The organism is Leptolyngbya sp. DQ-M1, assembly GCF_039962505.1.
In the GTDB taxonomy this organism is placed as follows: Bacteria; Cyanobacteriota; Cyanobacteriia; order Leptolyngbyales; family Leptolyngbyaceae; genus Leptolyngbya.
On sequence record NZ_JAMPLJ010000014.1, the window covers coordinates 22,305 to 43,481 of the forward strand.

General features: G+C 46.9%; 16 protein-coding genes and 1 pseudogene. 11 read left to right on the top strand and 6 right to left on the bottom strand.

The features are described from left to right. The first annotated feature begins 102 nt into the window (after positions 1–102). The 5 genes from NC981_RS23250 to NC981_RS23270 all read left to right on the top strand — a co-directional run bounded on the left by NC981_RS23250 (position 103) and on the right by NC981_RS23270 (position 4,822). Complete coding sequence (locus tag NC981_RS23250; RefSeq protein ID WP_348245141.1) at positions 103–1,341, top strand: PQQ-dependent sugar dehydrogenase; 1,239 nt, start codon at positions 103–105, stop codon at positions 1,339–1,341. A gap of 324 nt (positions 1,342–1,665) precedes the next feature. Then, positions 1,666–1,989, top strand: coding sequence for a hypothetical protein (locus NC981_RS23255; RefSeq protein WP_348245143.1), 324 nt, complete (start codon positions 1,666–1,668; stop codon positions 1,987–1,989). 25 nt (positions 1,990–2,014) lie between these two features. Next, a complete protein-coding gene (locus NC981_RS23260) occupies positions 2,015–2,317 on the top strand; it encodes a hypothetical protein (protein ID WP_348245145.1) in 303 nt (100 codons plus the stop codon). A 288-nt stretch (positions 2,318–2,605) separates the two neighbouring features. Then, complete coding sequence (locus NC981_RS23265) at positions 2,606–4,267, top strand: SulP family inorganic anion transporter (protein WP_348245147.1); 1,662 nt, start codon at positions 2,606–2,608, stop codon at positions 4,265–4,267. An 81-nt stretch (positions 4,268–4,348) separates the two neighbouring features. Continuing rightward, positions 4,349–4,822: a phosphate-starvation-inducible PsiE family protein gene (locus NC981_RS23270; protein ID WP_348245149.1), complete on the top strand. Its 474-nt coding sequence runs from the start codon at positions 4,349–4,351 to the stop codon at positions 4,820–4,822. Here the strand turns inward: NC981_RS23270 and NC981_RS23275 are convergent. The 3 genes from NC981_RS23275 to NC981_RS23285 all read right to left on the bottom strand — a co-directional run bounded on the left by NC981_RS23275 (position 4,819) and on the right by NC981_RS23285 (position 8,971). Then, positions 4,819–5,826 carry a sodium:calcium antiporter gene (locus NC981_RS23275; RefSeq protein ID WP_348245151.1) on the bottom strand — a complete coding sequence of 336 codons (1,008 nt, stop codon included), beginning with the start codon at positions 5,824–5,826 and terminating at the stop codon, positions 4,819–4,821. The two genes, NC981_RS23270 and NC981_RS23275, sit on opposite strands and share 4 nt — an antisense overlap. A 74-nt stretch (positions 5,827–5,900) precedes the next feature. Further along, positions 5,901–7,463 (bottom strand): Na+/H+ antiporter, encoded by a 1,563-nt coding sequence (locus NC981_RS23280; protein WP_348245153.1) that lies wholly within the window; start codon positions 7,461–7,463, stop codon positions 5,901–5,903. A 65-nt stretch (positions 7,464–7,528) separates the two neighbouring features. Continuing rightward, positions 7,529–8,971, bottom strand: a complete 1,443-nt coding sequence (locus tag NC981_RS23285) for an ATP-binding protein (RefSeq protein WP_348245155.1) — start codon at positions 8,969–8,971, stop codon at positions 7,529–7,531. 39 nt (positions 8,972–9,010) lie between these two features. Here NC981_RS23285 and NC981_RS23290 point away from each other — a divergent pair, with 39 nt between their 5' ends. From NC981_RS23290 to NC981_RS23315, 6 genes are all read left to right on the top strand, one after another. Then, complete coding sequence (locus tag NC981_RS23290) at positions 9,011–9,688, top strand: response regulator transcription factor (RefSeq protein ID WP_348245157.1); 678 nt, start codon at positions 9,011–9,013, stop codon at positions 9,686–9,688. 204 nt (positions 9,689–9,892) lie between these two features. Further along, positions 9,893–10,267: a response regulator gene (locus tag NC981_RS23295; RefSeq protein WP_348245159.1), complete on the top strand. Its 375-nt coding sequence runs from the start codon at positions 9,893–9,895 to the stop codon at positions 10,265–10,267. A 92-nt stretch (positions 10,268–10,359) separates the two neighbouring features. Beyond that, a complete protein-coding gene (locus NC981_RS23300) occupies positions 10,360–13,074 on the top strand; it encodes a cation-transporting P-type ATPase (protein ID WP_348245161.1) in 2,715 nt (904 codons plus the stop codon). Between the two features lie 359 nt (positions 13,075–13,433). Continuing rightward, entirely contained in the window at positions 13,434–13,874 is a 441-nt protein-coding gene (locus NC981_RS23305) for a hypothetical protein (protein WP_348245163.1), read from the top strand. A gap of 26 nt (positions 13,875–13,900) precedes the next feature. Further along, entirely contained in the window at positions 13,901–16,933 is a 3,033-nt protein-coding gene (locus tag NC981_RS23310) for a UPF0182 family protein (protein WP_348245165.1), read from the top strand. A 191-nt stretch (positions 16,934–17,124) separates the two neighbouring features. Further along, complete coding sequence (locus NC981_RS23315) at positions 17,125–17,979, top strand: universal stress protein (RefSeq protein ID WP_348245167.1); 855 nt, start codon at positions 17,125–17,127, stop codon at positions 17,977–17,979. Positions 17,980–18,059: 80 nt separating this feature from the next. On the opposite strand, the gene NC981_RS23320 is transcribed toward NC981_RS23315, so the two are convergent. From NC981_RS23320 to NC981_RS23330, 3 genes and pseudogenes are all read right to left on the bottom strand, one after another. Next, complete coding sequence (locus tag NC981_RS23320; RefSeq protein ID WP_348245169.1) at positions 18,060–19,919, bottom strand: cation:proton antiporter; 1,860 nt, start codon at positions 19,917–19,919, stop codon at positions 18,060–18,062. Between the two features lie 492 nt (positions 19,920–20,411). Continuing rightward, a pseudogene (locus NC981_RS23325) lies at positions 20,412–20,685 on the bottom strand (IS4 family transposase); the annotation flags it as partial. Between the two features lie 104 nt (positions 20,686–20,789). Then, on the bottom strand, positions 20,790–21,177 hold a 388-nt coding region (locus tag NC981_RS23330), incomplete at its 5' end, for an MnhB domain-containing protein (protein WP_348245171.1).

The following is a 21,177-nucleotide window of genomic DNA, read 5'->3' on the forward strand; positions in this document are numbered from 1 at the left end:
GTTGGACTGGAAATGCAAACTACAAAATAGCAATAGTAGCCGATCATTCTCGTTTTGCTACTTTCTTCAGCGTAGTTTCTCAGTCATTGACAGGAGTTTTTAATGGTTTGGTCGAAGCGTATTTTAGCGGGTCTTTGCTTAGTGGGATTACTCGCCTGCGATCGTGCAGCCCTGCAACCTCCTGCTGATGCAGATCCAGCGACTCCGACTCCTACAACTCCAGCAAACACTACACAAGCTCAACCTGAAACTCAATCCCTTCAAAGAACTTGTCAACTTGTTAAGGACAGGTTTGGTTCCTCTGGCACAGTCAATGTGCAAGTTGAGGAAGTTGTTCGCGGGCTAGATGTTCCTTGGGGCATTGCCTTTCTTCCCAACAACGAGATGCTAGTCACGGAGCGTCCAGGACGAGTGCGGTTAGTTCGCAATAATCAGCTTCAGCCTCAACCTGTTGCAACTCTATCGGTCACGGCGAGAGGGGGAGAAGGCGGATTACTTGGAATTGCGGCACATCCTCAGTTTGCTACGGATCGATTGTTCTATCTGTATTACACAACCGATCAAGATGGGCGCCCTGTGAATCGTGTGGAACGCTGGCGATTGTCTGAGAATGGTCAGCAGGCACAGCGAGATCGTTTAATTCTTGATAACATCCCCGTTGCTGCCTTCCACAACGGCGGTCGTTTGCGCTTTGGTCCCGATGGAATGCTGTATATTGGTACGGGAGATGCAAGAGAACCAGGAAGCTCTCAAGATGCGGATAGTTTAGCGGGTAAAATTTTGCGGGTGACTCCTGAGGGAGAAGTTCCGTCCGACAATCCTACACCAGGGAATCCTGCTTTTATTTCAGGGCTACGGAACACGCAGGGGTTTGATTGGCTCGATCGTAATACCTTACTCGTCACTGATCACGGTCCTACAGGTGAACTCGGCAGAACTGGACGGGATGAAGTGAGTGTTGCGAGAGCTGGAGACAATTTAGGATGGCCGACCCTTTATGGCTGCCAGACGCGATCGGGTTTCGTGACTCCCTCGATTAGTTGGGTGACGGCTGTTCCTCCAGGTGGAGCCGCAATCTATACAGGCAATGCAATTCCTGAATGGAAAGGAAGCTTAATCATCGGTACGTTGGGATCGCGTCACCTGCATCGAGTACAGTTTAATCCCAACAATCCAGGGCAAGTGCAACTGAATGAGGTCTATCTGCAAGGAGAGCAAGGACGCTTACGAGAGGTCATCATGAGTCCAGATGGAGAGTTATATGTCACAACGAGTAATTGTGATGCAAGGGGACAGTGCCCACCCGAACGTGACAAAATTCTTCGCATCACTCGGCAGTAGTCTCAATGCGAATTCGCCAATCGTGTATTTTGTGAGGTGATGAGAGCTTACTAGAGTGTCAACTATCGAGTCGTTATCCTACCGAAATTTCCCTGCTTCCTCTCGAATTTCCTACAGTAAAACGCTAGAGTGAAGACAACAATAATTTTAGATATTTTGGGTCATTCCTGATTCAGCGGGTACTGGATCAGGAATGACCATTTCCCCCCGAAATCCCTCCGATTATCCTCCGATTTCTTAACGCTTATTTGATAGAGTGTGCGGGCAATACGACCCTAGAAACAATCAGGGACCGTAGACGTTACGGTTGAAAGCGGAGGCGAGATGACCGAGGTTTATTATCTAGACCACATTATTAAGGCTGTTTCCAATTCTGGAGGATGGCAGGTCCATGTGATCGATTCAAATCTTGAGCCGATTCAGGTTTGTACTTCTTCTGCCATCTATGCAACTGCTAAAGAAGCGAGCGATTCTGGAAAAGAATTTGTGCGACGGCAAGCTGCTTTATCCTCGATGTGGGAGTTTCTGTGTGAATGTCATGAGTCGGGGAGAATTAATGCAATAGAGTTAGACACACTCTCTGCTTCGCTCTGTTTTTTCTGTTGCTTTCGAGATTCCTACTCGCCCCAGAATTATTGGTATCGATAAAATCTCCGGACAAGAACTCCCAATTATGATTGATCCTCTCAGCGTTTCAATGAATCGATTTCCTTGGGGAACTCTAGCGCTCTTGTTACCGGCTTACACACTACTGGGTGGAATTTTATCAGGGTTCATCTACCCGTGGGGAATCCTATTGTTTGCCCTCGGTTGGATCACTCTCCGAATTTTAGTATTCATCGCACCAGACCTGAATCTAGAAAACTGGCTGTATCGTTGTTTTCGGTCTAATACGCTCGGATTCACGACCCTAGTTATTGCAGCGGCGCTCGTCTCGATCGTGGTGATTTGGCTTCACATTTTTTACAACTACTGATGATTGTTGCCGCCGAAATTTTGGCTCGAATTGATCTGAGGGCTATGTCTTTAGATAGTTTAACTTGTTTTTGCTTGCTACTATTTATTCCACTCCTGGGTGTTGTTTTGGGATGGATTGCCTCCAGATTTTATTTAGGGGCAGCCTTTTTGATTTAATCAAGATTAGCTTTTCCTGCAATTTAGCTAGCCACATCTGCAGGCAGCTATCCAGTTATGAACGCAGCTCTAAGGGCAGCTGTCTTAAGCCTTGGAGCGCTCTTTTGCATCCTATTCATTCACCTGTTCAATGCAATTCACCAATCGAATTCGATTCAATAACATCAGAGGGGATCTCTTTGGCGGTATCACTGCCGCGATCGTCTCGCTTCCCTTAGCGCTAGCATTTGGGGTTGCTTCGGGTGCAGGCGCGATCGCGGGCTTGTATGGTGCTGTGTGTGTTGGCTTCTTTGCGGCACTCTTTGGCGGCACGCCCACGTTGATCTCTGAACCCACTGGACCTATGACCGTGGTGATGACCGCGATCGTTGCCAGTCTCACAGCAAGCAATCCCGATCAAGGCTTGGCAATGGCGTTTACGGTTGTCATGCTTGCAGGGGTCTTTCAAATTCTCTTTGGCATCTTCAAGCTGGGGCGATACATTACGTTGATGCCGTACAGTGTGATTTCTGGCTTCATGTCGGGAATTGGTGTGATTCTGATTATTTTGCAAATTGCACCCTTTATCGGACAACCGACTCCTAAAGGCGGCGTGTTGGGCATTGTGCAAAACCTGCCTCAGCTTTTGTCCAACATTAATCCGGCAGAAGCAACCCTCGGCATTCTGACACTGGCTATCATTTTCTTGATGCCGAAAAAACTGAAGCGGCTAGTTCCGCCGCAACTGGTCGCGTTGATTGTAGGCACGATCGTCTCTTTAGTTGTTTTTCAAGATGCCAACATCCGTCGGATTGGAGAGATTCCGGTTGGATTACCCACCTTGCAACTGCCGACATTCACCGCAAATCAATTGACCCTCATACTGGTGAATGGAGTGATGTTAGGCATACTCGGCTGTATTGATACCCTATTAACTGCCGTCATCTCAGATAGCTTGACTCGAACTGAACATCAATCTGATAAAGAATTGATCGGTCAAGGCATTGGAAATTTAGTTTCTGGCTTGTGCGGCGGGCTGCCGGGAGCCGGAGCCACGATGGGAACAGTCGTCAATGTTCAAGCGGGGGCAACATCGGCGCTGTCTGGTCTAACTCGTGCGATCATTCTGCTTGTGGTGGTTCTGGGAGCAGCACGACTGACGCAGCCCATTCCGATGGCAGTGCTGGCGGGGATTGCGCTCAAGGTTGGAATTGATATTCTCGACTGGAGTTTTCTCAAGCGCGCTCATAAGGTCTCTCTACGCGGCTCAATCATTATGTATGGGGTGCTGCTCCTGACGGTGTTTGTGGACTTAATTGTGGCAGTGGGTGTCGGTGTGTTTATCGCTAATATTTTGACGATCGAGCGTCTCAGTAATCTTCAATCGCAAGAAGTTAGAACGATCACAGATACTGACGATGAGTTATTACTGACACCAGAACAGAAATATCTGCTAGATAAAGCCAATGGGCGGGTTCTGCTCTTTTATCTGAGTGGTCCGATGATCTTTGGCGTTTCTAAAGCGATCGCACGAGAACACAATGCCATGAAAGAGGTTGATGTGCTGGTGCTGGATTTGAGCGATGTTCCTTTGTTAGGGGTAACGGCTTCGCTCGCGATCGAGAATGCAATCCGGGACGCTCATGATAAAGGAGTTGAGATTTTTGTCGTGGGAGCAACGGAGAAAATTCGACAACGCCCCGGAAAATTGGGCATTACCGAGTTAGTGTCTGCCGATCGTTTCTTGAGCGATCGTACCAAAGCCCTCAGCCAAGCGGTTGAGCAAGTTCATCTCAAGGCTGCAGTTAGTTGACGTTGAGAAGCTGTGAACGGTAAGGGCGAGTCAAACCCTCCGTTCCAGGTTTCCTGTTACTCATCACCAGAAACGATAATTATGGGACCTGTATGGAAGAAACTGATCCAAAACCTCTCATGCTTTTTTGCTGATGATATCTATGTCAGTTCGATTCAACGATTTGAGAAATTTGTTTCCAAAGTGCTATCAGTTGCGATGCTGATTGTGATATCTGTTGCATTAATTGACCTAATTCTGATTTTAGCTAAGGATTTGTTGCAGGAGCCATTTGGATTTTTCAATCGAGCATTAATTGACATTTTCGGACTGTTTCTCAACATCCTCATTGCGCTAGAACTGCTTGAAAACATCACAGTTTACTTACAAGAAAACACCGTTCGATTGGAACTCGTGATTGCAACTTCATTGATTGCGGTCGCACGTAAGATTATTATCTTTGATTTCAGTAAGTTCAATAATTCGGATCTCATTGCTTTAGGCATTGCAATCTTGGCGCTTTCCATCAGCTATTGGTTAATTAAACGCCTCAATTCTCAACTGCGATCGTCCTAGCCCCGGTAGTTGATATACATCCCACCAAGATATAAAGCAATAATTGCGATACCATCCCAGGTGAGATACAGCCGAGTTCTTCGTGCTGCTCGGTACAGTAATCCCACTAGAGCAACTTGGGTCATGATGATCGCGACGATCGCAGTTAACAAATGAACTGAATGATTGATATTGCTGAGTAAGTTTCCTCGAACATAAGCAAGATCGTATATTCCCAGAATTGCTAGATTGAATAGATTTGAGCCAAATATATTAGACACAGCAAGATCAACCGCATTTAGGCGAATTGCCGCTAATGAAGCGACAACTTCTGGCAGTGACGTTGCCGCCGCTAGTAAGAGAGCGCCCACGAAACTTTGTCCTAGTCCGGTTACTGCTGCAATTTGATCTCCCAAGGCTGCCAACCAGATCCCCAACACCACGATCGCGGCTGCTAGCAGCACAAACGTCAGGTAAGCTCGATTGCTGGAAATATGCCTATACTGAAAAATTTCTGACTCCTGCTCTAATATGTCTTCCCGCCGTCGCAACTCAAACTGAGCAATCAAACGGGCACTAATTCCATACAAGAGCAGTAATGCCAGACTCGGCAATCCAATCCAACCCAAAGTTAATGGAGTTTGTTGGGCGGACAGCAATATGCCTAAACTTGCCACACCCAGCATTACACATCCTAGCCCAGCTGCTAGTCCATGACTCGTTTGTGCCTGCCGCAGTAATGGTTCTGGACCTGTGAAAATGTCTAGAATGGCAAGAATCAAGAGGTTAAATAAACAACTTCCTAGAATGCCACCGACAGCCAGATTTGGTGCATCAAAAACGGTGACTGCACTGATTCCGGTTGCTAATTCCGGCAATGAGGTTGCTCCTGCTAATAAAATAGCACCGACCCAAGTGCGTCCTAATCCTGTTTTTTCTGCCAGAACATCCGCGTTTCGCGACAGCCTTGATCCTACGACAATGACTAACGCTACACAAACGATCGCTTGAATGAAAAGCACCATAGCATCAATGGCTTTGAAATAGGGGATGTTGAAATCACAAGAAATTGGAGCGAACAAGTCCAGGGTACAGTCATTTATACTGAGTCTATTTCAGATGCTTGCTGCATCAGAGGAGCGAGTTCTTGATTTAGTTGACCGGATTGAACTAGCTCGGCGTAGGTTTCGGCTTCTACTGCCAAAAGTTCCTCACGGAGTTGATCATTCGCAAACCCATTGAGGCTCGGATACTCAGACTGGAGTTGCTCTGCTTCTTGGCTGAGGCGCTCGATTTCTCCTTTCACTAAAGACTCTTGGTAACGATAGAATTCTGGCTCAATGCCCGGACGCTGTTGGACTTGGTGCAGGTGATCCAATACTCGATTCATCGCGGTTAAACGCGCAATTACCTCAGCATACTGCTGACGGAGTGGCTGATCACCGAGCAGTTTCAAAACTTCTAATAATGGTTTGATGGTTAAGCCTTGAACCAGCAGGGTAAAGAGAACCACACCAAACACAACGGTAATAATTTCCTCCCGCTCCGGTAAGGTGATCGGGACGCTCAAGGCAAGCGCGATCGCAACTGATCCCCGTAAGCCACCCCACCATAGCAAGGTTTGCTCTCGCATCGAGATATCTGTCGATGTGAAAATATTACTCAAGCGTCCTAAACCGTAAACCGTGATTGCTCGCGCCAAAATCATTCCGAGAATCGTCACAACGATCGTTTTCCAACTGTCGTCGAGAACTGAGAAGTGGATCTGATCCCCGATGAGCAGAAACACGATCGAGTTAACAAAAAAGGCAAGGAATTCCCAAAACTCGGTCACAATAATCCGAGTGCGGGGATTCATACCAATCCGAGAGCCAAAGTTCCCTAAAATCAGTCCGACAACTACCACTGCAATGACACCAGAGCCACCCAAATCCTCAGCAATTAAGTAGGTCGCATAGGCAGAAACTAGCGTGAGGGATTGTTCAACTAACGGTAAATCAAATCGTTGGGTGAGGTAGGAAATGCTAAATCCGATCAAGCTGCCAACTGCAACGCCTACTCCGACAACGACGAAAAGCTGACCCAAAATCGATTGGAGTGACAGGGTTGCGGTTCCCAGGGGTAATCCCACTAGCAGACTAAAGGCAACGACTGCCATTCCATCGTTGAATAGGCTTTCGCCTTCCATCACTGTTGATAAGCGTTTACCGACCCCTAACTCTCGGAACAGAGCAATCACTGAAACGGGATCAGTAGCGGATAAGCTTGCTCCAATTAACAATGCTGTAGTTAGCGGTAGACTGACCAGATAATGTAAGCCAAATGCAACTCCTAAGATGGATATAACCACGCCCAACACTGCATAAAGACTGATCGGAATCCATTGCTGCTTTAGCTCTGCCCATCTCAGATTCCAGGCTGCTTCGAACAGAAGGGGGGGCAAAAAGATAGAGAGAATTAACTCCGGAGAAAGATTGACAAGACGAACATCGACAAATGCTAAACCTAGACCCACAATGACGAGCAGCAGCGTGTAGGGAATGCGACGAAACCAGCCAAAGAACTGAGGCAGGGTTGCCACACTGAGAGACACCGCTAGAACCAGTAAAAAAGGTTTGAGGTTGCTTTCGATCGTTGCCTCTGCGATCAATGTTGTTAGCATTAGATGCTCCATACCATTCAGGGCTTACCCTTTCTAGTGATACTCACTTTGACTCAGTTAGAGAATTACCCTAAGTCATGATCTTGTGGTTTAGCCTGGGAAATTTGCACCGTAAAGGTCGATCCGCAGCCCAGTGTACTCTCCACGTCAATCTGTCCTTGATGTAAATCGAGGCACTTTTTCACGATCGCTAACCCTAATCCAGTGCCTAAGATGCCTCTCGCATTTCCCCCGCGACTAAAGGGATCATAAAGTTTGTGTTGGTCTTCGATGGCGATGCCAATCCCTTCATCCTTGATCGCAAAGATGAGACTGTCAGGCTGATCTCTGAACATGAAATAAATGGTGCTGTCGGGTGGAGAATATTTAATTGCATTCGAGAGCAAATTGCTGAGGATTGAATAGAGTAATTTCTCATCGACCCAAGCATGGGTTAAATTGCATTGCTGAATAAATTTAATCGATCGTCGCGTTTCACTAAACAATTGCGAATCTTCGATCAGATTGAGGCAAAACGTTTGCATCTCAACCCAAGCAGGATGGAATTCTAATCGCCCTGCATCAGCGCGTGCCAACGTCAACATATCGCCCAGCACTTGAGTCATTCCTTTAGCAGCAGTATGAATGCGATTTAGGTTCTTGAGCTTAATCGGATCAAGCATGGGTTTGAGGCTTTCTGCTAAAAGTTGTGCTGATCCAACAATCAAACTCAGCGGGGTGCGGAACTCATGCGACACCATTGAGAAGAACTGGAGCTTCATTTCACTGAGTTCTTTTTGTTGAGCTAACTTTTGCTGCAACGCTTCGGCTCGATGGCGTTTGATCATTTGTTGATAGAGCAAGGCATACACACCTAGTAGCACCATAAACGTTAAGACTGTTCCTAACACCTCAATCAGCATTCTCACTTGAAGATTCGACTGCGATCGCTGCATTTGAGTCTGCAACAATTCTTCCTCGGTCGTGCGTAACTCGTTGATCACTCGGCGAATGGCATCTTGATTCTCCTTGAACTGGGCCGACAGGAGATTTTGAGGCGTTGTGCGTTGATTTGTCTGACCGTTTACGGCTTGCTGTAGCAATGTAATTCGTTGAGTAATGAGCGTCTTTAGAGCATCAACGTGCTGTTGTTGTTCGGGTGTACTATCTAAAGCTGTTTGCAATCGAAATACTTCAGTGTTGAGTGCTTTGACAGCCGCTTGATAGCGCTCTAAATCTTCGCGAGTTTCGAACAGAATATACCGCCATTGTCCCGATTCTGCTTCCGTCAACGTAGCAGAAATATCAGTAAGCGATTGCAAGACCGTATTCGTTTGCCGTACCTGTTGGGAGCTTTCCATTAATTGGGTGGCATTCTGGTACGACACGAAACTGACCGCCCCCATTAACAGAAAGGCTAGCCCCAATCCTGCTCGAATCCATTTTCCTTCCAATGACTGGTTCATAAGCGCTGATGGTAAGGCAAATCTGCGATCGCGACGCTGCAAAAAGTCTTGAACTAACGGCATAATCTAACTAAACTCTAGCGTCTCATCATTCAATTGCCGATGCGAATTTTAATTGTAGAAGATGATATTCAAATCGCAGAAATGTTGACGGAAGCACTCACCAATCGTCAATACACCGTCGATGTGGCACAAGATGGAGAAGCTGCGTGGAATTGGGTCGAAATGACGGACTTTGATCTAGTTCTATTGGACATCACGCTGCCAAAAATTGATGGGATTCGATTTTGTCAGCAGTTGCGCGATCGCAATGCTTCGATTCCGGTGTTGATGTTAACGGCACGCGATACGATCGCGGACAAAATTATTGGACTGGATGCAGGCGCTGATGTTTACATGGTGAAGCCGTTTGACCTCGAAGAACTGATGGCGCAAATTCGCGCATTGCTCAGACGCGGCGGTACGACGATTCGCTCGAAGCTGTGTTGGGGTAAGTTATGCCTTGATCCCACGACCTACGAGGTGATGTATGGAGAGCAACAACTAACCCTAACGCGCAAAGAATATTCACTGCTAGAATTACTGCTTGCCAATGGTCGTAGAGTCCTGAGTAGACCTGGAATTATTGATCGGCTCTGGTCGATCGATGAGTCACCCACTGAAGAAGCCGTGAAAACGCATATCCGAACGCTGAGGCAAAAATTGCGAAACGCTAGCGCTCCTGATGATTTGATTGAAACGGTGCATGGCTTAGGCTACCGTATGAAGCAACTCGATTGATCCAATCCCCCCGAAATCCCTCCGATCTACCCCCAGTTTTCTAACAACTCTTTGCTAACAATAAGATAACCAATGCTCGGAAAACGCTTTGGGCAATGCTGAAAAACGGTTCGTCGTTCCTGGTTCTTTGCCCTCCTTACTTGCTCCAGTTCTTTAATGTTTTCTGAAGAGTGGGGACTTTTTTCTATCCATTAATTATCAACAATGGTCAAAATTCTTGTACTAGAAGACAATGTTCTCAGTCAGGATTTGCTGCGTAGCATACTGATTCCACAGGGTTATGAAGTTGTTTGCGTAGCAGATGGATGTTCAGGACTCGCTCAAATTAAAGAACAACAGCCGGATTTAGTCATTTCAGACATCGATATGCCTAGACTCAATGGGCTAGAAGTCTTACGCCAACTCAGGCTAGATAGTGCAACAGCAGCACTGCCTGTCATTCTCTGTACGAGTGCAGAAGACGATTGTTATCGCCGAATCGCTAAGAAGCTCAATGCCGTATACATCACAAAACCATTTTATCCTACGGCAATGTTAGAAGTGATCGCACAGCAGCTTTCCCATTATTCAGAAGCATAGCGATTTGTCACTCATGTTTTTTGCGCTATTTAGGAGATGCTTCATTCTCCGTTACTAAAAGATAACCGCATTGATTGCGTTGTACTACGATTATGACTCCGACCACCATCTCTCAGCCTTCGTCTCGCCCTTACTATGAACTAGCGACTACTGAGGTTGTTCAGCAGTTTGACAGTGACTTCAAAATAGGATTGTCTTCTGAACAAGTTCGCCGCAATCAACAACAGTATGGATTGAACGAACTCACCGTTAAACCAAACAAGCCTGCTTGGTTGAGGTTTCTGCTCCAGTTTAATCAAGCCTTGCTCTATATTCTGATTGTGGCAGGCATCATTAAAGCATTTCTAGGATCATGGACGAATGCGGCGGTGATTTGGGGTGTGACGGTCATCAATGCGATCATTGGGTATGTGCAGGAGTCGAAAGCAGAAGGTGCGATCGCTGCTCTTGCTAAGGCTGTCACCACAGAAGCAACAGTGATTCGCAACGGACAAAAACAACGCATTCCTTCACAAGAGCTTGTTCCAGGGGATGTGGTACTCCTCGCTTCAGGCGACAAGGTTCCTGCAGATTTGCGCTTAATTACCGTTCGTAACTTACAAATTGATGAATCAGCACTAACCGGAGAATCCGTTCCCGTTGAAAAACTTGCTGAACCACTGCGACCCGATACGCCGTTAGCAGAACGACAAAATATGGCATATGCAGGCAGTTTTGTCACCTTTGGGCAAGGAAGCGGCATTGTAGTCGCAACGGCAAACGAAACCGAAGTAGGCAAGATCTCGCGATCACTCGACCAACAAACTGATCTCAGCACTCCTCTGACACGCAAATTCGCCAAATTCAGCCATACCTTACTCTACATCATTCTGGCGCTGGCAGCGCTGACGTTAGCTGTGGGTGTGGGACAAGGACAATCGCTGGCGGGAATGTTTGAAGCAGCGGTAGCGTTAGCCGTAAGCGCGATTCCTGAAGGATTGCCTGCGGTAGTGACAGTGACGTTAGCGATCGGGGTAAATCGAATGGCGCGGCGACACGCGATCGTGCGAAAACTGCCTGCCGTGGAAACACTTGGAAGTGCGACCGTCATTTGTTCGGATAAGACCGGAACGCTGACCGAAAACCAAATGACTGTACAAACGATCTGTGCAGGCAATCAAATCTATCCAGTGAGTGGAACGGGCTATAGTCCCGACGGTAGGATTGCCGGCTCCACTGGAGCAGCCGTAAGTTTACACAAGGCACAAGCTTTACAAGAATGTCTAACTGCCGGACTCGCCTGTAATGACTCTCATCTAGAGGAGGAGAACGATCGTTGGACAGTAATAGGCGATCCAACCGAAGGCGCATTAATCGCTGCTGCAAACAAAGCAGGACTCTCTTTGACTCAAATCTCACAGTCACTGCCTCGTATCGATTCGATTCCGTTTGAGTCGCAATTTCAATACATGGCAACTCTGCATGAGGCTGCAACAGAGCGCGTCATCTATGTGAAAGGCTCAGTCGAAGCAATTCTCAAACGCTGTGAACAGACGATCGATCACCATCCGCTAGATCGTCGCCGCATTGAACAACAAGTCGAAACGATGGCACAAGAAGGCTTACGAGTGTTAGCGTTTGCGAAGAAAATCGTATCTAAATCTAAGTCGTCGATCGACCATCATGACATTGACTCCGGCTTGGTCTTCTTAGGCTTACAAGGCATGATTGATCCGCCTCGGTCTGAAGCGATCGCGGCAGTCCATTCCTGCCAATCCGCAGGTATCCAAGTGAAGATGATCACGGGCGATCATGTCACAACCGCAAAAGCGATCGCTCAACGCATCGGACTCCAAAATGCGGGTCATGCGGCTGCGATCGGTGGACAGCAACTCGAACGCATGGATGATCGAGAACTAGCCCAGGTCATAGAGGACAGTGTGGTATTTGCGCGGGTTGCTCCGGCTCAAAAGTTGCGGCTCGTCGAGGCATTGCAATCCAAGGGCGAAATCGTTGCCATGACCGGAGACGGCGTGAATGATGCACCTGCATTGAGAAAAGCAGACATCGGTGTTGCCATGGGTGGCGCAGGAACCGATGTGGCAAGAGAAGCCGCAGATATGTTGCTCACCGATGATAACTTTGCTTCAATTGAAGCCGCTGTGGAAGAAGGACGCACCGTTTATCAAAATCTTAAAAAAGCGATCGCGTTTATTCTTCCAGTCAATGGTGGTGAATCAATGACGATTTTGATTAGTGCTTTGTTTGCCAGAGCCTTGCCGATTCTATCGCTGCAAGTCTTGTGGCTCAACATGGTGAACTCGATCGCCATGACTGTTCCCCTGGCATTCGAGCCAAAAGCCGAGCGTGTGATGCAACATCCACCGCGCAATCCGCGTGAACCCTTACTATCAAGACCTCTAATCTACAGAATTTTAGCCATCTCCATCTTTAATTGGATTTTGATCTTCGGGATGTTTGAATGGGTCCGTCAAACGACCGGAAATCTGCCACTAGCGCGAACAATGGCAATTCAAGCACTCGTTGCCGGTCGGATTGTTTACCTACTCAGCATTAGTCAATTAGGTAAAACCCTGATTGCTAAACTTCGCGGGAAACAATCCATTTCATTCGGTGATACCCGTGCCATTCTGTATGGAATTGCTGGAGCCGTTGTTTTACAGGTAATCTTTAGTCAATGGAGTGTGATGAATGCTTTGTTTGAAACGGCTCCCTTGAACCTGAATCAATGGCTGATCTGTTTATTGCCTGCGTTGCCGATGATTCCGGTTGCACTTTTGGCGAATCGCATTGATCCCTTTGATTGAGCTAGAAACGATGCTGCCATTGTTTGATCAGGAGTCCCAGCAAGCCAACGAGCAGGGCGATGATTGGCAATGGGAAAGCACAAAAAATAGGAGCCAGAATTTTACCCTCCGACCCCGCTTGCTATCCTTAGAAAAATCTTTTGATTTGAGAATAGCTTACCAAATTAAAGTCAGAAAATCGGAGGGATTTCGGAGGGATTTCGGAGGGATTTCAGAGGCATTACTGAGATAGATGGATAGACGCTAAAAAATCAATAGAGTATTGTAATTGCTGCTTGTATCCAACAAGTTTTTGCAAAATTGCAGCACTCAAATATCCTTCCATTATTATAAATGAGCCGCCTTGGAGATCACTTTACATGAAGACTGAATCGGTAGGTCGGATGCCCTGGTTGGCTCTGTGGGTATTATGGTCAGCGTATGCGCTGCTGGGATGGTATCTAGCTACACACCACATTATCTGGATTGCGGGGGCTGCTGTGATTGCGGTGATGTTGATAGCGGCTGGAAAAGGAACTCCTATCCTCAACCAGTTGACATGGTTAACTTCTCAAGGCTTGTTCATCACGCTCGCGATTAGCCTTACCGTTACCATCTGTCTGATTCTGCTTGTGACTGATTTTCAATTTTTAGGGTTGATCTTCCTTCCTGCGGTTGCAACGTTCTGGGCGAATCTTGAGATGCGATCGATTCAATCTGAACCGCATCGCATCTGGGTGCAGCTTGCTGTGATCGCGAGTTTGGGAATTGCCTTTGGTGAAGCGTTCGATCTTCTGCTCATTCCCAATATGCGATATTGAAGCCGTAAGGATGTGCATTAAATAGCATGATTAAGAGTGTGAAACAGGCTTTCTTGCGATTTCTCGTTCTATGCCTCGGTAGTTGGATTTTACTGGATGTTGTTGCCCGACTTGGAGCCGAATTCCTTTGGTTTCAGGAAGTAAACCATCTCCCCGTATTCCTGCTTCGACTCACGACTCAAGGAGTGCTATGGACGATCGTGACAGCAGTCACGATCGTCTATTTTCGATGGAACTTAAAGACCGCAAACCGATTGAAGTACCCGTCGCTATCGATTGAGGCTGAGAAGCAATCTGATCCACGCTTCAAATTCACCCGAACCTCTGCATCAACTCGCTACCCTTTACAGTCCAAGCCCCACAATGGCTTTAACCCAGATCCACTAGCGATTCTTGCTTTACGGTTTAGAACTCTAATACCGCTTGCTTTTGGTTTAAGCTTGCTCGTTGGGTTAATGTTCATTCACTACGCTCAGATTGCTATCCAATATTGGCAATTAGAGGCTGCAAGCATTCCAACATCTATCTCAATCTTTAATGTTGTTGCCATTTGGCAGATTGGACAACAACTGAGTGCTCAACTATGGTACATAGGGCTTGCAATTGCAGCCGCGATCGCCGTCCTGGTTTATCCTCAGTTTCTACTTAATGCGATCGCGCTGATTTTCAGTTTACTGCTAGGATTTATTGCTTCTCAACAGTGGGCAAACGTCCTGCAATACCTTCATCCCTCAGCATTTAATGCAACAGACCCTCTATTTAACCGAGATATTGGATTTTATATTTTCACGCTGCCCTTTGGAGAACTTCTGGCACTTTGGTTGATTGGACTTTCGCTCTACGGCTTTATTTCGGTTTGCTTAACTTATTTGACATCGGGAGATAGCCTAAGCGAGGGCTGGTTTAGAGGATTTTCGCCACTTCAACAACGGCACTTGTTCGGAGTGAGCGGTCTTTTCATGGCGACGATCGCATTTGGCTACTGGTTGAGTCGCTATGAACTGCTGTATTCTGCTCGTGGAGTCACCTATGGCGCAGGTTATACCGATGTGAATGCCCAGTTGCCTGCCTACATCGTGTTGGGACTGACAGCCCTGATCATTGCAGCTTATCTATTGTGGCGTTGGATGTTTTGGCGACCGAAATCAAAACGCCGTCGTTGGGTGGGAATTGGCTTAGTGATCTATGGCGTATTTGCCGCTGCTGGATTAGTTGTACCAGAAGTAATCCAGTATCTCATTGTGCAGCCGAATGAGCTTGTTCGAGAACGTCCCTACCTTGAACGCACGATCGCTCTGACTCGACAAGCGTTTGCACTGAACATGATCGATGCCCAAACCTTCAATCCCCAGGGACAACTCCGCGAAGCTGACCTCCAAGCCAATCCGCTCACAATTCGCAACATTCGTCTCTGGGATCAGCGTCCACTCCTTGATACGAATCGTCAACTTCAACAAATTCGGCTCTACTATCAATTTCCAGATGCAGACATTGATCGCTATACCCTACAAACAGAAGCACCTGCACAGCGACCGACCGCACCCAAAAATCCCTCCAGTCGCCAATCGCCTCAGTCTCAAACCGAGCAGCGACAAGTCCTAATTGCGGCACGCGAGCTAGATTATACGGCTGTTCCCCAAGAAGCCCAAACCTGGATTAACCGCCATCTCATTTACACGCATGGATATGGGTTTACGCTCAGTCCAGTGAATACGGTTGGGGCAGGAGGATTGCCAGAGTACTTTGTGAAAGACATTGGTGATGCTGAAGGGGGAGCGCTGGTCACATCGAGCCAAGCGATTCGTGCCAGCATCCCGATTGGACGACCTCGAATTTATTACGGAGAGATTGCAAATACCTATGTCATGACTGGAACACGGCAGCGCGAGCTAGATTATCCGAGTGGAAGTGATAACAGCTATACCGTTTATGACGGACGCGGCGGCATTCCCCTCAACTCATGGTGGCAGCGAGGATTATTTGCGCTGTATTTGAAAGATTGGCGAGTTTTGATCACGCGGGAGTTTACCCCGGAGACCAAAGTGCTGTTTCGACGGAATATCAATCAGCGGATTCGAGCGATCGCGCCGTTTCTGAGCTACGATCGCGATCCTTATCTCGTTGCCGCAGATACCACTTCTAAGGCTCCGGGTCAGAAACCTTCTCCAAACCAAAACTATCTGTACTGGATTATCGATGCTTATACAACCAGCAATCGCTACCCTTATTCTGAACCAACAACTGACAAGGTGAACTATATTCGCAATTCTGTTAAAGCGGTGGTCAATGCTTATAACGGCTCTGTTAACTTCTACGTGGCAGATAACACTGATCCAATCATCCAAACTTGGTCTAAGATTTTCCCTAGCTTGTTTAAGCCATTGAGCGCAATGCCGGAAACTCTACGTCAACATATCCGCTATCCAGTTGATTTCTTTAATCTACAGTCAGAGCGGCTGATGACGTACCACATGACTGATCCACAGGTATTTTATAACCGAGAAGATCAGTGGCAGATTCCGAATGAAATTTATGGAAATGAATCTCGTCCAGTAGAACCCTATTATTTAATTACCAGTCTGCCTGCCGTACCGTTTGAAGAGTTTATTTTGCTCTTACCCTACACACCTCGTCAGCGGACAAATTTAGTGGCTTGGTTAGCAGCGCGGACAGATGGTGAAAACTATGGTCGCTTATTGCTTTACACCTTTCCGAAAGAACGTTTAGTGTTTGGTCCTGAACAAATTGAAGCACGAATCAATCAAGACCCTGTGATTTCTCAACAGATATCACTTTGGAATCGCCAAGGTTCGAGAGCAATTCAGGGCAACCTGTTGATTATTCCGATCGAGCAGTCACTCCTGTATGTGGAACCTATCTATTTAGAAGCAGCGCAAAATAGTTTGCCGACCTTAGTTCGCGTAGTGGTAGCTTACGAGAATCGGATTGTCATGACTGAAACATTAGAGCAAGCCCTTCAGGTCATTTTTAGACCCGAAGTGACTCCTGCGCCTGCGATTGTTCGCCCGATCGAGGAGCCAAGTCCCGGATCACAGTGATTCGTCTTTGGATAAAGCGATTCAAGGTCAGATTGAGAAGTTATCGATAGTTGCAATCGGAGAAAACACAGCGAGGATCGGGTAAATGTATCAAAAGTTGAATTGCGTGACACTGCTTGAGGTTGTAAGCTTTTGTCTGAATTCCAACTGGGCTTGGATCAGCATGAATCTTATACTTATTTCTATTTACTATGTTTGAGAAGATCCTGATTTGTACAGATTTTGCTGATGGTTTGCATCGTCTTACGCATTTTGTAAGCAGTCTCGCTGCTGGAGGCATCAAACAGATTGTTTTTCTGCATGTTGTTCCACTATCAGAGAAAGGGATTATTCCTAAGGTAGATAATGAGCAAATTGAGCAAGCTCAAAGCCGTTTGAGTGGAGCTATTGACAATTCCTTGGCTGGAGTAGATGTCAAAATAGAAGTTCAATCAGGGCGACCCGTTGAAATGATTCTTCGTGTAGCTCAGGGCTATCAATCTGAGTTAATTGTGCTAGGCTCACAAGCGCATAGCTTACTAACCGAAAAGCTAATCGGTAGCATTATGGCTGACCTTTCTCACCAAACGACAATTCCGCTACTGGTGCTTCGTCCTCAGTTAATTGCTGCTTTTACTGCTGAAGAATTAGCCCTCCGATGTCAGCATCTGCTGCGCTATTTGCTAGTTCCTTACGACGGAAGTGAAACCTCCAATTTTCTAGTACAGCAAATCAAGCAGTTAGCGCAAAAGCAGCCGAGACCGTACCTGGAGTGCTGTAGGCTTTGCTGGATCACCGATCTCCAACTACTCAGCCAGTTAGAACGCGACACGTTATCCCAAGTGAAAGCTGATTTAGAAACCGCAGCGTTGCAGGTCAAGGCAGAATTTCACCGAGGATCAGTGCTGACTGAATTGTTGGAGTTGGCTCAAATGGATGGGATTAGCGCGATCGCTATCGCTTCAGGCACGATCGGGACTTTCCAGGAATGGCTTGTTTCCAGCGTTGCCGCAGAACTACTTCGTCAAAGCTGGTGTCCGGTGCTATTCTTTCCAAGCAAACAGTGAAAAACTGGACGTTCCTTATCGCAGTTGATCGCGACACAAGTGGGGTTTGTGGGATTTGATTGTTTCGGCGTAAGCACAGGTCAAGTCATTGCTAAACTTACAGGCTGTGTTAGCGAGAGGCTTAACGCAGATGCGGTAGATCTGTGCAGTAAGCAGGTGATGCGATCACCAACTTGCCATGCTTCATTAGAAAAAATAATCCGCAAATCCTGGTCACGCTCGATTAACAGTGGCAGTATCTCATTCGATGCGATTAACGTTTGTAATTCTGTTTGCTGTGCGGAAAACGATGGCAAGTTCAAGACAATTTCGACGAGTTGCGCCTCATTCTGGGCGAGAAACTGATTCCACATCTCTAGAGGAATCTGCGGAGCAAAAGCAATCTGAATTTCTGGTACGATCGCGCTGAGGCTTTTTCCATTCCCTAACGGTGATGAAGACAAGATTGCAATTAAATCAGGACGAAACAGTTCTAAAGCACGTTGGGCTAGGATTCCATTCAGTTCTGGACTATTGGTTAAAGCCAAAAAGGTGCTAAATGCGGATATCCCTTCGGCTTCTAGTTCCTCTAATCTGAGGCGATCGCTTAATACCGGAATGTCATTTAATCGGTCTGGGCTTACCTCATCAACATCAAAATCGATCAGCATTGCTGCTTCTCCTTTTTGTTGGAGCAACTGTGTCAGCAATCGTGCTAAAGGATGCTGACCCACAATCACGGTTCTAACCCGACCTGCGCGCAAATCAAGCCACCGCGCAATCCAACCTGCTGTCATCCCCTGAACAAATACAGTCATGAGAATCGTAAGAAACACCAATGCTTTTAACGTATCGCCTCCGCTCATGCCTTGATTACTCAGAGAAATTGCGAACAACGATGCCATTGATGCTGCTACGATTCCACGCGGAGCAACCCAAGATAAAAAGAATTGTTGTCGCCAGTTAAAGCCACGATTCCAAGTTGAGACTAGGATGTTGATAGGACGGACAACTAGCATCAGCACTAACACTGCAACTACACCTTCTTGCCCTAAATCGAAAAGCTGCTCGATCGAGAGGTCAGCCGCAAGCAGAATAAATAGCACTGAGTTAGCCAAGATTCCGATCTGTTCATTAAACTGCCGCAACAACCGTTCGTCAGGAACGCAAGCGGCTCGCAAGACAATACCAATCACTACAACAGCAAGCAATCCGGACTCGCTCCGCAAGGCTTGTGCAATGCTAAATGATCCCCAAACAGCTGCTAATACAACGAGATTCTTCAGTTCTTGCGGAAGAATCTTAGATTGCTTTAACAGCAAGCTCAGCAAGCCGCCTGAAATCAATCCGATCGCCACTCCAATTCCTAAGCGTAGAAGCAATCCTCTCAGGATTAGAAGTGGAACTGCCGTGTCACTCAAGACGAGTGGAACTGCCTGACCACTCAGCACAATGTTGAGCATAATCACCGCGAGAATGGCTCCGATCGGATCGATGAGAATTCCTTCTCCTTCTAGGAGCGTTGCCACTCGCCGTTCTACACCGACCAGCTTTAATAAGGGCGTAACTACGGTTGGACCTGTGACAACGACTAAAGAAGCATAGAGGAACGCGATCGGCCAGGGAAAATCGAGCAATAGGTGAGCCGCAATTGCACCTCCGACCAGTGTGATGCCGACACCGATCGTAATTAAATTGCGAAGGCTAATCGAAACGCTGCCCAGGTCACGAAACTGTAAATTTAATCCTCCCTCGAATAGAATGATTGCGATCGACAAGGAAACAATAACTTCCAGCCCACTGCCTAAAAGAGAGGGTTCGATCCAACGCAGCCCGCTCGCCCCCAGAGCAAGACCCGATAGGAGCAAGAGGACAATACTGGGGATCTGTACATATCGAGCGATCACCTGAGCGCCAATACCAATACCAACGGCGGTACTGATCAAAACTGTGAGAGTCAAAGAGCCTTCCATTCATCTATAAAAAGCGCAACGATCGCTTTATTCTGGCATTTCCAATCATTGATTACGAGCTAGATTTGTTTGTCAAATATTCCTCAGAGAAACTTGCTCCTGTTTCAGTTGTCTCTGAAGCGGATAGAACGGTGTCTCAAATCAAAGCTGAAGGAGCGGTCTGCCACTCCCGCTTGCGATCGGAATGGTTTCAGCGTGTCTTTTTCACTGTCGTTGCATGACTGTCTCGTTGTCACTAGCCCCCAGCTACCGTTGATTGGTGCAGCTGGGGGCTAGAAACTCTGCAATTTTTTGATCGTTCACCCAATTTCACGCCACAATCATTCGTTAACTAACCAATTGTAATCTCGTAAAACCGTTACTCACTTGCTGCCGTTCCGGCATCGGTTTCATCAAGCACCAAACCCGCTGCAAAGGAACAATTGCAACAACCCAATAGCCGTCGCTTTGGTGTTTCAGTTTCTTAAGATGGCGACGCTACGCTCGATTAAAGCCACATCCGGTTTGCTTTTGTCGAATCTAATATTTAACGAGGGGAAACTACAACAGTTTGATACTCGGTTGCGGCAGAGTTAGAAAGCGTTGGAGGTTCCGTTTACGACTGCGCTATTGAATCGGTTGAGGGAAGACCTGGCAAGAACGAAGAGTTTCACCTGATGGTAAGCCTGTAGCAATAACAACAGAGGCTGAAGGTGAGGTACTGGCTTTCCGATAAGTGAGCCTGTAGGGTTGCTTGCGAGAATGTAGGGAACATATTTTTTGGGGAGCCTTAGACGGCTCCCTATTTTTTGTCCTTACTATTCTTCCAAACCTTTGTCCTTGATGCTTTAGAACGGTGTTGTCACTCGTTAAGGGCTTCTACAGCAATCCACGATATCGAATAAAAATCAGGACAACTGCCCATGATCCCAAAGCGACCTTAATTGCAACCAGAATGTTGAGCAGGGGAATTGCTCCACCACTGATGAGGGAACCTAACTGCCCATAAGGTAGATCAAACCCGATCAGTGTAATGACTGACAAAACAATAAAAACAATCACTGAAACCTTTTCCCAAGTGGCTGCTCGCCAACGCTGATATATTGCCTCCATCCATTGAGAAGATGAGGTGATTGCCACTAGCCCGATCGCAGGGTTATGTCGCAAAAATGGTAAGGTGTGGAAGCCCAATTTTCTCTGATCCTGCTCAAAATGACGGCGAACTCTCTGTTCAAATGGCATCATTTTCTCCCAGAAATCATCTTGC